Annotated in this window: 9 protein-coding genes; 8 read left to right on the forward strand and 1 reads right to left on the reverse strand. The window is 63.6% G+C overall.

The features are described from left to right. Positions 1–93: 93 nt before the first annotated feature. From ACZ9H4_RS34025 to ACZ9H4_RS34045, 5 genes are all read left to right on the forward strand, one after another. Positions 94–2,070, forward strand: a complete 1,977-nt coding sequence (locus ACZ9H4_RS34025; RefSeq protein ID WP_476122559.1) for an amylo-alpha-1,6-glucosidase — start codon at positions 94–96, stop codon at positions 2,068–2,070. 51 nt (positions 2,071–2,121) lie between these two features. After that, entirely contained in the window at positions 2,122–4,947 is a 2,826-nt protein-coding gene (locus ACZ9H4_RS34030; protein WP_476122560.1) for an MGH1-like glycoside hydrolase domain-containing protein, read from the forward strand. Positions 4,948–5,109: 162 nt separating this feature from the next. After that, complete coding sequence (gene zwf, locus ACZ9H4_RS34035; RefSeq protein ID WP_408142027.1) at positions 5,110–6,726, forward strand: glucose-6-phosphate dehydrogenase; 1,617 nt, start codon at positions 5,110–5,112, stop codon at positions 6,724–6,726. Positions 6,727–6,760: 34 nt separating this feature from the next. After that, entirely contained in the window at positions 6,761–7,609 is an 849-nt protein-coding gene (locus tag ACZ9H4_RS34040) for an ROK family protein (protein WP_476122561.1), read from the forward strand. Positions 7,610–7,646: 37 nt separating this feature from the next. Then, the gene (locus ACZ9H4_RS34045) at positions 7,647–8,207 is read left to right on the forward strand and encodes a YbhB/YbcL family Raf kinase inhibitor-like protein (protein ID WP_408328022.1); all 561 of its coding nucleotides are present in this window, start codon (positions 7,647–7,649) and stop codon (positions 8,205–8,207) included. A gap of 88 nt (positions 8,208–8,295) precedes the next feature. Here ACZ9H4_RS34045 and ACZ9H4_RS34050 read toward each other — a convergent pair whose 3' ends face one another. Beyond that, positions 8,296–9,291: an aldo/keto reductase gene (locus tag ACZ9H4_RS34050; RefSeq protein WP_408154208.1), complete on the reverse strand. Its 996-nt coding sequence runs from the start codon at positions 9,289–9,291 to the stop codon at positions 8,296–8,298. Positions 9,292–9,752: 461 nt separating this feature from the next. Here ACZ9H4_RS34050 and ACZ9H4_RS34055 point away from each other — a divergent pair, with 461 nt between their 5' ends. The 3 genes from ACZ9H4_RS34055 (at position 9,753) to ACZ9H4_RS34065 (ending at position 13,443) form a co-directional block, all read left to right on the forward strand. Next, on the forward strand, positions 9,753–11,969 hold the full coding sequence (locus tag ACZ9H4_RS34055; protein ID WP_476122562.1) for a TonB-dependent receptor: 2,217 nt from the start codon (positions 9,753–9,755) through the stop codon (positions 11,967–11,969). Positions 11,970–12,040: 71 nt separating this feature from the next. Further along, the gene (locus ACZ9H4_RS34060) at positions 12,041–12,724 is read left to right on the forward strand and encodes a Fe2+-dependent dioxygenase (protein WP_408142036.1); all 684 of its coding nucleotides are present in this window, start codon (positions 12,041–12,043) and stop codon (positions 12,722–12,724) included. After that, positions 12,721–13,443, forward strand: a complete 723-nt coding sequence (locus ACZ9H4_RS34065; RefSeq protein WP_408154212.1) for a PepSY-associated TM helix domain-containing protein — start codon at positions 12,721–12,723, stop codon at positions 13,441–13,443. The genes ACZ9H4_RS34060 and ACZ9H4_RS34065 overlap by 4 nt, the downstream gene beginning before the upstream one ends. The last annotated feature ends 149 nt before the right edge of the window (positions 13,444–13,592 follow it).

Here is a 13,592-nt window from a genome sequence, read left to right on the forward strand (position 1 = left end):
AAGTGATAAGAAGGACAATAGTCACCGTAATGCCATTTGCCTGATGCTTTTGGCATACCGAACGATTCGCGGCTTTGCATAACCGGTTAGTCCATGACACGCATCCAACGACCTTTCGACATCACGCGTCTCGAAGATGAATGGCTGGAAGCCGACGGCTTCGGCGGTTTCGCATCGGGCACGGTGGGCATGTCGCGCACGCGCCGTTATCACGCGTTGCTGCTGAGCGCCACGCGCGCGCCGGGCGGGCGTGTCGTGCTCGTCAACGGTGTGGAGGCGTGGCTGGAAGCGGGAGGGCGGCGTTATCCGTTGAGCTCGCAGCGGTATGTGCCGGACGTGATCTATCCGGATGTGAGTGCGAGTCTCACCGGCTTCGATACTGCGCCGTGGCCGACCTGGCGCATTCAGCTCGACACGTTGAACGTATTGATTGCCGAAGTACTCGTCAGTAAAGCGACGCGTGAAACGGTTTTGCGTTGGCGCCTGGAAAGCGCTGCGGCGGCAGGCGAAATGAGCGCGCCCGTGCTGAAGGTCAGGCTGTTGTTGTCGGGTCGTGATTATCACGCGCTGCATCATGAAAACGCGGCATTTAATTTCGATGCGCAGACGAGTGGAGATCGCGCATGCGTCAGTTGGCAACCGTATGACGGCCTGCCCGCCATTCATGCGGCGACGAATGGCGTCTATATGCACGCGCCTGACTGGTATCGCAACTTCTGCTATGTGCGCGAGCGGGAACGCGGTCTCGACTTCAGCGAAGATCTCGCGACGCCTGGCGTGTTCAGCTTCGATCTGAGCGACGGTGAAGCGGTGATGGTTCTCAACGCGTCGAATGCAGCGGGCGCGGCAGCGTCCACATGCGCAACCGCCACCCATGCCGCCGAGCTCGCCCACATCGAACAACAACGCCGCAACGCACTGGGCTCACGCCTGCAACGCTCCGCCGATGCCTACGTGGTCTCGCGCAACGAAGGCCGCACGATTCTCGCTGGCTTTCCGTGGTTCACTGACTGGGGCCGCGACACTTTCATCGCGATGCGCGGCTTGCTGATCGGCGCGAACCGCCTCGACGAAGCCGAGTCGATCCTGCTCCAATGGTCGGCCACGCTGTCAGAAGGCATGCTGCCGAACCGCTTCCCCGATTACGGCGATACGCCGGAATACAATTCCGTCGACGCGTCCTTATGGTTCATCGTCGCCGTACACGATTATCTGGCCACAGGTCATGCAGTTGCCGCGACCCGCGCGCGTCTGCAACAGGCCGCCGACGCGATTCTCACCGGCTACACGAACGGCACGCGCTTGAACATCCGCGCCTGCGCGAACGATGGTCTCCTGAGCGCGGGCGTCCCCGGTGTGCAGCTCACGTGGATGGACGCGAAAGTCGGCGACTGGGTCGTCACACCGCGCATCGGCAAACCGGTTGAAGTGCAGGCGCTGTGGCATAACGCGTTGCGCATTGCAGCAGCATGGAACCCACAGTGGCAACAACCAGCCGAGCGAGTGTTGCAAGCGTTTCGTGAACGCTTCGTCGATCCGTCCACGCAGGCATTGTTCGATAACGTCGACGTCGATCACGTGAAAGGCGCGATAGATCACGCGATCCGGCCGAACCAGATTTTCGCGGTGGGTGGCCTGCCGTTCCCGTTACTCGACGGCGCGCCGGCGCGCGCGGTGCTCGACCAGGTCGAAGCGCAGTTGCTCACGCCGCTCGGCCTGAGAACGCTCGCGCCGTCCGATCCCGCGTATCGCGGACACTACGGCGGCTCTCCGTTCGAGCGTGATGGCGCCTATCATCAGGGAACGGTCTGGCCATGGCTGCTCGGCCCGTTCGTCGAAGCGTGGCTGCGAGTTCACGGCGTGACGGAGCAGACCCGCGCGCAAGCCAAAGCGCGCTTTCTCGACCCGCTCTACGCGCATCTCGATCACACGGGTCTCGACCACCTGTCCGAAATCGCCGACGGCGACGCGCCCCATACGCCCGCCGGTACGCCGTTTCAGGCGTGGTCGCTCGGGGAGTTGCTGCGCATCGAGAACCTGCTTGCCCGGTTGGCGCCCATCGCCGCGTAAACCGCGCTACGATGTGTGTCCCACCGCCAGGCCCGAAGCAAGGACGACGTTATGCCACCGCTGCGCGCTGCCAATCTGCTCGCCACTCTCGAAGGCGCCCGCCTGCACTCGGCCGACTGCGCCCACTGGCAGCGCTGGGGCCCGTATCTGAGCGAGCGTCAATGGGGCACGGTGCGCGAGGATTACAGCCCGGACGGCACCGCCTGGGACTCCTTCCCGCACGATCATGCGCGCAGCCGCGCGTATCGCTGGGGCGAAGACGGCATCGCCGGGTTCGGCGACGACAAGCTGAGCTGGTGCGTGTCGCTCGCGCTCTGGAACCGCAAGGATCCGATCCTCAAGGAGCGCCTGTTCGGCCTCACCAACGCTCAAGGCAATCACGGCGAGGACGTGAAGGAGCTGTACTTCTATCTCGACGGCACGCCGACGCATTCGTACATGCGGATGCTCTACAAATACCCGCACGCCGCTTTCCCGTACGAGGATCTGGTACAGGAAAACGCGCGCCGCGGCGGCGACATGCCGGAGTACGAGATTCTCGATACCGGCGTGTTCGACGATCTGCGCTATTTCGACGTGCAGATCGAATACGCGAAACACGCGCCCGACGACATCGTGATGCGCGTGACGATCGAGAATCGCGCCGACGAATCCGCGTCGCTCGACGTGCTGCCGCAAATCTGGGCACGCAATTCGTGGTCGTGGAAGGAGAACAAGGACAAGCCGTCGCTGCTCGCCGGCACGGACCACAACGGTGACGCGCATTTGATCGGGCGTCAGCATGGGCAGGAACCGATTGTCGTGACGGCGTGGTCGAAGGACGCGCCGCAGCTCGCGTGGCTTTTCTGTGAGAACGACACCAACGTCAAGCGTCTGTTCAACACGGACGGCGCTGGCCCGTTCAAGGACGGCTTCAACGACTATCTCGTGCATGGCGACCAGCACGCGATACGTCACGACGGCGGCACCAAGGCCGGCGCACATGCGGCGCTCGAATTCGGTCCGCACGGGCGCGCGGTGGTGTACCTGCGCTGGCGTCCGCAGTCGGCGCCCGACGACGTGCAGTTCGACGCGGACGCACTGTTCGCGCGCCGCATCGCCGAGGCCGATGAATTCTATGGCGCGCTGCAACACGAGATCGCCGATCCCGACGCGCGCCTCGTGCAGCGCCAGGCGCTCGCCGGCATGCTGTGGTCCAAGCAGTACTACCAGTACGACGTGCAACGCTGGTTCCAGGGCGATCCGCTGCAACCCGCGCCACCCGCGAGCCGCAAGCACGGCCGCAATGCGGACTGGCGGCACCTGTGCAATGCGGACATCGTGTCGATGCCCGACAAGTGGGAATACCCGTGGTACGCCTCGTGGGACCTCGCGTTTCATGCGGCCGCGTTCGCGCTGATCGACCCGGCGTTCGCGAAGCGTCAGTTGCTGCTGCTGGTGAAGGACCGCTATCAGCATCCGAACGGCCAGCTGCCCGCCTACGAATGGGCGCTCGGCGACGCCAACCCGCCGGTGCATGCATGGGCCGCATGGCGTGTGTACGAGATCGATCGCGCGATGACCGGCAAGGCGGATCGCGATTTTCTCGAACTCGTGTTCCATAAGCTGTTGCTGAATTTCTCGTGGTGGGTGAACCGCAAGGACGCCGACGGCCACAATATATTTCAGGGCGGCTTCCTCGGGCTCGATAACGTCGGGATCTTCGACCGCTCGTCGCCGCTGCCGACCGGCGGCCACATCGACCAGGCCGACGGCACCGCATGGATGGCCGCGTATGCGCTCGACCTGATGCGCATCGCGCTCGAACTCGCGTATGCGAACCACGTGTTCGTCGATATCGGCGTGAAGTTTTTCGAGCACTTCCTGTATATCGCCGAAGCCGTGAGCTGCGACGACGGCTGCGATACGGGCCTGTGGGACAGCGAAGACGAGTTCTTCTACGACAAGCTGCGCCTGCCCGACGGCAGCAACGTGCCGATGCGGGTGCGCTCGATCGTCGGTCTGATTCCGCTGTTCGCCGTGCACGTGCTCGAAGAGCGTCTGCATGGCGAGCTGCCGTGCCTGCGCGAGCGGCTCGTGTGGTTCCTCGAGCATCGGCCGGATCTGGCGAGGCTGGTGTCGCGCTGGAACGAGCCCGGTAAGGGCAACGCGCTGCTGCTGTCGCTGCTACGCGGTCATCGGATGAAAGCGTTGCTGCGGCGCGCGCTCGACGAAAGCGAGTTCCTGTCCGATCACGGCGTGCGGGCGCTGTCGCGCTTTCATCGCGATCAGCCGTTCGTGTTCAATCACAACGGCAACAGTTTCTGCGTCAAGTATCTGCCGGCGGAATCGGACACGCGCGTGTTCGGCGGCAATTCGAACTGGCGAGGTCCGGTGTGGATGCCGGTCAACTATCTGCTGATCGAATCGCTATACGAATTTCACCGCTATTACGGCGACGAGTTCCGCGTCGAATACCCGACCGGTTCGGGGCAGAAGTTCTCGCTGAGCGAAATCGCCGACGAACTCGCGCGCCGCGCGACCACGCTGTTTCTGAAGAACAAGGACGGCGAGCGGCCGGTGATGGGCGCGTATCCGCTGTTGCAGGCCGACCCGAAGTCGGCTGATCTGGTCCTGTTCCACGAGTATTTTCACGGCGATAACGGACGCGGCGTCGGCGCTTCGCACCAGACCGGCTGGAGCGGGCTGGTCGCGTTGCTGCTGCAGCCGCGTGCGATGGCGGCATCGGGCAACGTACCGCTCGCGGGCGAGCCGGAGCGGGCGCCGATTCCCATGGCGGCCGGGTCGGCGGTTGGGGCTGCGGCACAAACCGCAACCCCGGCACGCGTGCTCAAGCCCGCACCCGAGCCCGCAGTCGCAGATCCAGTGACCAAGTAATGGGCCGCGGCCGACCCGCACGCTGCGGGATGAGATCGGCCCTGTGGCTCTGTAACGCCGCGCATCTTGCAACTGGCGTGATCGTTTTTGAACTGTGTGGGTTCAAGCGTGGTCTTTCATGTACCGCCACGTCCGTTCCATTGGCTTCCTCAAGTGAATCCCATGTCGACTACACCGAACACCCAGGCTTCCGATCATCCCGCCGCCGCTCAGGCGCCGAGCTGCAAGGTCAGCGCGAGTCCACACGATGCACCGGCGTCGCCACCCGGCAAGCGGCCCGCGCCGCCTTGCACGCTCGTGATCTTCGGCGCCGGCGGCGACCTCACCAAGCGGCTGCTGATGCCCGCGCTGTACAACCTCGCGGTGGACGGCCTGCTCGATGGCGCGATGAAAATCATCGGCGTCAATCACGGCGAGCGCGAGACGCCCGAGTGGCGCGAAGATCTGCACAAGTCGCTCCAGCAATTCGCCGCCGACAAAGCCAGCACCTTCCACGCCGGCAAGCTCGACGACCAGGCATGGGACTGGGTCGCGCAACGCCTCGAATACATGGCCGGCGAATTTGAAACTGACGACACCTTCACGAAGCTCAAGCAGAAGCTCGCGCAGTCGCCCGGTGGCAACGTGATTTTCTACCTCGCGGTCGGCTCGCGCTTTTTCAAACCGATCGTCGAGCATCTCGGCAAGGCGGGGTTGCTCAAGGAAGGCGAGGGGAATGACGGTAGCGGCTTCCGCCGTCTCGTGATCGAGAAGCCGTTCGGCACCGATCTCGCCTCGGCGCGCGATCTGAACGCGCACATCCTGTCGTATGCAAAAGAAGAGCAGGTGTATCGCATCGATCACTTTCTCGGCAAGGACACCGTGCAGAGCATTCTCGCGGTGCGTTTCGCGAATGCGCTGTTCGAACCGGTATGGCGGCGCGAATATATCGACAGCGTGCAGATCACCGCGGCGGAAACGATCGGCGTGGAAGGGCGCGGCAAGTTCTACGAGCAGACGGGCGCGTTTCGCGACATGGTGCCGAACCACCTGTTCCAGTTGCTCGGCATGGTCGCGATGGAGCCGCCCAATTCATTCGACGCCGAAGCCGTGCGCGACAAGAAAGCCGAAATCTTCGACGCGATCCAGCCGCTCACGCCCGACGACGTCGTGTTCGGGCAATACGACAAGGGCGCGGCGGGTGTCGGGTATCGTGAGGAACCAGACGTCGCGCCCGGCAGCACGACCGAGACCTACGCGGCGGCGCGCGTGTTCGTCGAGAACTGGCGCTGGGCCGGCGTGCCGTTTTATCTGCGTACCGGCAAGCGGCTCGCCGCGCGCCGCACGGAAATCTCGGTGCAACTGAAGCCGGTGCCGTTCCGCCTGTTTCGCGATACGCCGGTCGACGCGCTCACGCCGAATGTGCTGACCTTGCGCATCGATCCCGCGCACGGCACGAGCTTCGACTTCAACGTGAAAACGCCGGGGCCGGTGATGCAGATCGGCGCGGTGCAATCGTCGTTCGACTATGCGGACTTCTTCGCGGCGAGCGCGAACGTCGGCTATGAGACGCTGCTGTACGACTGCATGCTCGGCGACGAGACGCTGTTCCAGCGCGCCGACAGCATCGAAACGAGCTGGTGCGCGGTGGACGACGTGCTGCATCCGAAAGGCGGCGGCGCCATGCCGGTGCACGGTTATGCGGCCGGCAGCGAGGGCCCCGCGCAGGCCGACGCGCTGCTCGCACGCGATGGCCATGCATGGCGGCCGTTGAACAGGAATCCAGTCGGGAAGAAGTAAGGCCAACACGCGCACCAACTTAACGGGGGACACCGTGGCTAAACGTACGGCAGCAAGCAAGACATCAGGCAGGACATCAGGCAAGACAGCCGGCAAGACGAAAGTCGCGGGCAGCGCCGAGCGGATTCTGGCAATCGACGTCGGCGGCACCGGCCTGAAAGCCTCGATCATCGACGCGGACGGCCAGATGAAAACCGAACGTGTGCGAGTGGCCACACCGCATCCGTGCACGCCGGATCAGCTGGTGGATACGCTGGCGAAGCTGGTCGCGCCGCTCGTCGACGAGGCGCCGCCCACGTTGATGTCAATCGGCTTTCCGGGCGTGGTGCGCAACAACCGCATTCTGACCGCGCCGCACTTCGGGCTCGAAGGCTGGCACGATATCCCGCTGGCCGACGCGTTGGCGCAGCGCCTGGGCGGCTTGCCGGTGCGCATGATCAACGACGCCGAGATGCAAGGCTTCGCCGCAATCGAAGGACATGGCCTCGAATTCGTGCTGACGCTCGGCACCGGCGCGGGCACCGCGATGTTCCGCGACGGCGAGCTGATGCCGCATCTCGAACTCGCGCATCATCCGGTCAGCAAGAAGGGCGTCGCGTACGACGAGTACATCGGCGAGGCCGCGCGCGAGAAGGCGGGGAACAAGCGCTGGAACCGGCGCGTTCACAAGGTGATCGGGATTCTGGAATCGCTGGTGAACTACGACAAGTTGTGGATCGGCGGCGGCAACGCGGCGCGTCTCAACTTCGATCTGCCGGCGAACGTGGCAACCGTCTCGAACGATGCCGGTATCGAAGGCGGCGCGCGCTTATGGCATCCGCGCTCGCTGCGCGAAACGCGGCAGTTGCCCGAAGCGAATCAACGCAGCGGGCCGTTCAAATGACGCCCTGCGGTGAAGTTCTGACGAGGGGCGATACACAATGACGCAAAGCGGCTTTGCACGGCGTTTGCGCTGCGCCAGTGCCTGCGTGGTATTCGCGTTCGCGAGCGTGCAGGCGTACGCGGTGGAAGCGTTCGCGGTCGCATCGCCCGGTCTGGCCGACGGCGGCGCGCTCGATTCGAGCCATGCGGCAAGCGCCAACAATTGCGGCGGCGGCAACGTGTCGCCGGCGCTGCAATGGCGTAATGCGCCCGCGGGCACGAAGAGTTTCGCGGTCACGATTTTTGATCCCGACGGCGCGAAGGGATTGGGCATCGTGCATTGGGTGCTGTACGGCATCGCGCCGTCGACGACGGGGTTGGCAGCGGGTGCGGCCATGCCGCCCGGCAGTGTCGCCGGTACGAATCGCACGGGCGCTACCGGTTACTACGGGCCGTGTCCGCCGATCGGGGACGTGCCGCATCACTACGTCGTCCAGGTCTTTGCGCTCGATCTGCCGCCCGATGCATTGCCGGCCGGCTTGACCCGCGATGCGTTGCTCGCGGCGATCAAGGATCACGTGATTGCCGCGACGAGCACGGTGCTGCGATATGGGCGCTGACGCAGCCCGACTCGCGGCGGGGCGGTGCTGGGTCGCGTCGCCACGCCGCTGCGGAACCGCTGCGAAACCGCCGTGAAACTGGCGCGGCTTATCTGGCCGCGTCTCCCCAGCGATATTGCACGCTGGCTTCATCGAGTTGCGTCTTGATCTGCGTATCGAGCACGAGTTCGGATGCCGCGAGCGTATCGCTCAACTGCTCCGCGCGGCTCGCGCCGATAATCGCCGACGTCACGAGCGGATTGGCCAGCACCCACGCGAGCGAAATCCGCGTCAACGACTCGCCGGCCTGCGCCGCGATCGTCTTGAGTTGTTCGATCGTCTCGAACTCGCGCTTGTGCCAGTACCGCTCCTGGTACATCGCACCGGCCTTGCCGACGCTTTCGGTGAAGCGCCCGCTCTCCGGCGCGGCATCCAGCCGGTGCTTGCCTGTCAGCAAGCCGCCCGCCAGCGGGTTGTACGGCATCACGGCCAGTTGCTCCTCGGCGGCCAGCGGCAGCAACTCCCGTTCGATCTGACGGAACAGCAAGTTATAGCGCGGCTGGACCGACACGAAACGCGCGACGCGCAACACGTCGGCGCGTCCCAACGCGCGCGCGAGCCGGTATGCGAGAAAGTTCGATACGCCGATATAGCGCGCTTTCCCTGAGCGCACGATCGTATCGAGAGCTTCGAGCGTTTCGTCGAGCGGCGTGTTCGCGTCGTCGGAGTGGAGCTGGTAGAGGTCCACGTAGTCGGTGCCGAGCCGGCGCAGCGACGCGTCGATCGCATCGAGCAGATGCTTGCGCGACGCACCCTGGTCCCACGCCGACGGTCCCATCTTGCCCACCGCCTTGGTCGCGAGAATGAAGCGCTCGCGCTTGCCCTTCAGCCAGCGTCCGATGATCTCCTCCGTGCGCCCGGCAATCTGCTCGTCGCCGCCGAGCGGATACACATTGGCCGTGTCGATGAAGTTCACGCCGGCGTCCGCCGCCGTGTCGAGGATACGATGCGAGACTTCGTCCTCGGTTTGCAGGCCGAAGGTCATCGTGCCGAGACACAGACGCGAAACGGTCAGGCCGGTGCGGCCGAATTGACGGTATTGCATGATCAACAACTCCAAAATGAGCGGGACAGAAGGGGGGACAGTGTTGCAAAAATGATAAATGGTGTTGCGAATAAATGTTGGCTGTAGGCGCTTATATTTTGTTATTTAATTGAAAGTTTGTACTTGAAATCCAATAGGATTGTCGGCTTGCTGGTATTCGAATTCCGCGAATCGTGAATTACATATCGTAATAAAATGCTATCTTCAGCGGAATAAAAATTACGAAGTCCATACGTCCGTAAAAGACGGAAACAATTCCATTACGCGAGGTAACACCGCGCGCGATTGATGCGATTTGGGACATGTGGAATGATAGCGATTCTCATTTGACTATTGCCACCAGCCAGCCATCCCGTCACTGCCGCTTCAGTTCAGGCGACCGGAAGCCAGCCAAATGCGGCTTGCCACCTATTCCATGGGAGACATGCGAATGGGCAAGCGCACACCTGACGGGATTTCCAATGTTCAACCACACGCCGCTTGCGACTGCGTTAGCGCTAGCTTTTGCCATTCCATTTGCGACACCGGCTGTCGCGCAGACCGCGCCTCAAGCCGCGTCGCAACCAACGGCCGATAAAAATCCGGCAAGCGCACCCGCAGGCGCATCGACCAACGCCATCGCCGACAGCGGTACGCTGCCCGCCATCGGCGTCGCGGCGCAGGCCGAGCAGCAGGACTTCCAGGCGGAACGCTCGACGGTGGGGGCGAAGACGCCGACCGCATTGCGCGATATTCCGCAAACCGTCACCGTGATCAATCGAGACCTGCTCGCCTCGCAAGGCGCGACGTCGTTTACGGATGCGCTGCGCAACGCGCCCGGCGTGACGATCGGCGCCGCCGAAGGTGGCCAGATCGGCAACAACATCAACCTGCGCGGCTTCACCGCACAGAACGACATCTATCTGGACGGCTTTCGCGACCGCAACCAGTACTATCGCGACACCTTCGATCTGGAATCGCTCGAAGTGCTGTACGGCCCGTCGTCGATGCTGTTCGGCCGCGGCTCGACGGGCGGCGTGATCAATCAGGTGACCAAGAAGGCGCAGTTGAAGGACTTCGCGGAAGTCTCGGGCATGGTCGGCACCGACGACCGCTACCGCACCACCGTCGATGTGAACCACCAGCTCACGGATACCGCAGCGATTCGCCTGAACGCATTCGGCCAAAGCCTCGGTTCGACGCGCGACGTGATGAAGAACAAGGACTTCGGCATCGCGCCGGAAGTACGCTTCGGCATCGGCACGCCGACCGAGGTGACGCTGTCCGCGCTGATCCAGCATAACCACGACATGCCCGACTACGGCATCCAGGCGTTGAACGGCGCTCCGTCGCCGGTGCCGAGAAACACCTTCTACGGCCTGACCGACGACCGCACGATCCAGGACGTGCAGATCTTCACCGCCGCGATCAAGCACAAGTTCTCGGACGCGCTCACGCTGACCAACCAGACGCAGTTCTCGCACTCGGAGACCGATGCGCGCGAAACCGCGCCGCAGGCGGTGCTGACCGGGCCGCTGTCGTCGAGCACCGCGTTGACCAACGGCAACTTCACGACGCTGTCGCCATCGCAGCTGTTCATCAAGCTGCAGAGCCATGACCGTGTGATCGAGAACCGCGCGATCTACAACGACACGATGCTCGAATACAAATTCAACACTGGGCCGATCAAGCACGACCTGATCGCCGGCTTCGAGATCGGTCACGACAGTTACTCGAACCAGGCGTACACGCGCAACAACCTGCCGATCGTGCCGATGCTGAATCCGCCGATCATGGATACGCCGTCCAACGTGACGACCACGGTCGGCAACTACGCCAACTCCGGCGCGACCGAAATCGGCGCGTACCTGAACGACACCGTCTCCCTGAACCAGCACTGGAAGGTGATCGGCGGCTTGCGCTGGGATCGTTTCCAGGCATCGATCACCAACTCGATCAGCGCGCCGGGTTACGCGAGTCAGACCAACTTCTTCACCAGCGTGCGCGCGGGCGTGATTTACCAGCCGACCGACTGGCAGTCGTACTACGTGTCGTACGGCACGTCGTTCAACCCGTCGCTCGAAAACCTGACGGTGACGAACCTGACGCAAAACCTCGCACCGGAATCGACCAAATCGTATGAAGTCGGCGGCAAGTGGGATCTGTTCGGCGGCAATATCTCCGTGACCTCCGCGTTCTTCCGCGAGGAAATGGACAACGCCCGCACGCAGGTCTCGCCGACCGAGTACGAACTCGCCGGCGACATCCGCGTGGACGGTTTCCAGGCGGGCGTGACCGGCCACATCACCGACAAGTGGCAGGTGTTCGGCGGCTACACGTACATGGACGCGGTGATCCTCAAGGCGCTCGACGGCACGCAAGGCCACACGCCGGCCAACACGCCGCGCAACACGCTCACGCTCTGGACGACCTACGCGATCACGCCGCATTGGGAAATCGGCGGCGGCCCGATCTACATGTCGCCGCGTTATGCATCGAACACCAACTACGTGCGGGTGCCGGGCTACACACGCTGGGACGCGACCGCGGCCTATCACGCGAAGAAGTTCGACGTGCGTCTGAACCTGCTGAACCTGACCAACAAGGCGTACTTCGACGCGCTGATTCCGTCGGACGGCGGCCGCTCGGTGCCGGGTATCGGACGCACGCTGCTGGCGACCTTCGACTACCGCTTCTGATACGGACAGGGCGGATACGGTAGGCTCAGCGGTTTCGGCGAAACCGCCGAGCCCGATGCAAAGGAAACATCATGTTGCTGCAGATTCCGAAAGTACTGGACGCCGAACGCTTGCGTTTCGTGCGCGAACGGCTCGAGCAGGCCGGCGACGCCTGGGTCGATGGCCGTGCGACCGCCGGTTATCAGGGCGCGCCGGTCAAGCGCAACCAGCAGATCGCCGAGCACACGCCGGTGGCGCGTGAACTCGGCGACGTGATTCTCGCGGCGATCGAGCGCAATCCGCTCTTTATCAGCGCGGTGTTGCCCAACCAGGTGTATCCGCCGCTGTTCAACCGCTACGAAGGCGGCATGCAGTTCGGCAGTCATGTCGACGGGGCGGTGCGCGTGCTGCCCAACGGCGTGAAGCTGCGCACCGATGTGTCGGTCACGCTGTTCCTTTCCGAACCCGACGAGTACGACGGCGGCGAACTCGTGATCGAAGACACCTACGGTGTGCAGCAGGTGAAACTGCCGGCGGGCGACATGATCGTCTATCCGGCCACCAGTCTGCATCAGGTCACGCCGGTCACGCGCGGCGCGCGCATCGCCAGTTTCTTCTGGGTGCAAAGCCTCGTGCGCAACGATACGCAACGCGCGCTGCTGTTCGACATGGACACCGCGATTCAACGCCTGAATGCCACCCATGCCGACGACACCGCACGCCGCAGCCTCGTCGGCTGTTATCACAATCTACTGCGTACCTGGAGTGAAACGTGAGCGTCCCCGACACGATCGACATGCAGCCGGCGGCCGGCGTGGACCGCGCCGCGCGCGAGCCGCAACAACTCGACAGCGGTGACCTGAAGTCGCGGCAGCAGCGCTCGCGCCGCGCGAGCTTCATCAAATGGCTGCGCAAGGTGCATGGCTGGGTGGGTTTGTGGGGCGCGGCGCTCGGCCTGCTGTTCGGCACCACGGGGTTCTTTCTGAACCATCGCGGCGGGCCGCTGAGAGTGTCGACCGGCGAGCCGCAAGTGTCGGTGTTGCAGGTGCCGTTGCCGCAACCGGCGCCGGATACGCCGCGTGAGTTGGGCAAGTGGCTCAAGCACGAACTGAAGATCGCCGGCAACCCGGGGCGCGTGCAGAAGGAGCCCGCGCATCCGGTCGCGTGGGGCGAGCGCAGCGTCGTCCAGCCCGAGCACTGGCAACTGAATTTCGCATCGCCGCATGAAAACACGTCGGCGGAGTACTGGGTCGGCAATGGTTACGTGACGGTCAAGCGCAGCGAAAACACCTTCCTCGCGATGCTGACGAATCTGCACAAGGGCGTCGGCTTGAGCGTCGGCTGGGTGCTGCTGATCGACACGCTCGCGGGCAGCCTCATTCTGCTGTCGCTCACGGGCGTGCTGCTGTGGACGGAGTTGAACAAGCGCAAGACGGTGGGCGTGGTGCTGGTGCTGGGCTCGATTGCCGCCGCCGTGTGCATGAGTTCGATGTGAAGCAGGCTTAGCCTGACTGAAGGAGTCCGGTCGGCGGCGCTCGCTGCCCGACCGTGGAGCCTGTCAGAATTTTAGTGTGCCGAGGTCATGAGACGATAACGGAAACAACGTCCTATGACCGAAGCAACCGTGAACAAGAAGAGCAAGAA

It is taken from the genome of Paraburkholderia sp. TE9906 (assembly GCF_056279605.1).

Excerpts from the sequence above, each read along its gene's own strand:
- ACZ9H4_RS34025 (WP_476122559.1), top strand. The coding sequence starts at position 94 with ATGACACGCATCCAACGACCTTTCGACATCACGCGTCTCGAAGATGAA.
- ACZ9H4_RS34030 (WP_476122560.1), top strand. The coding sequence starts at position 2,122 with ATGCCACCGCTGCGCGCTGCCAATCTGCTCGCCACTCTCGAAGGCGCC.
- zwf (WP_408142027.1), top strand. The coding sequence starts at position 5,110 with ATGTCGACTACACCGAACACCCAGGCTTCCGATCATCCCGCCGCCGCT.
- ACZ9H4_RS34045 (WP_408328022.1), top strand. The coding sequence starts at position 7,647 with ATGACGCAAAGCGGCTTTGCACGGCGTTTGCGCTGCGCCAGTGCCTGC.
- ACZ9H4_RS34050 (WP_408154208.1), bottom strand. The coding sequence starts at position 9,291 with ATGCAATACCGTCAATTCGGCCGCACCGGCCTGACCGTTTCGCGTCTG.
- ACZ9H4_RS34055 (WP_476122562.1), top strand. The coding sequence starts at position 9,753 with ATGTTCAACCACACGCCGCTTGCGACTGCGTTAGCGCTAGCTTTTGCC.
- ACZ9H4_RS34060 (WP_408142036.1), top strand. The coding sequence starts at position 12,041 with ATGTTGCTGCAGATTCCGAAAGTACTGGACGCCGAACGCTTGCGTTTC.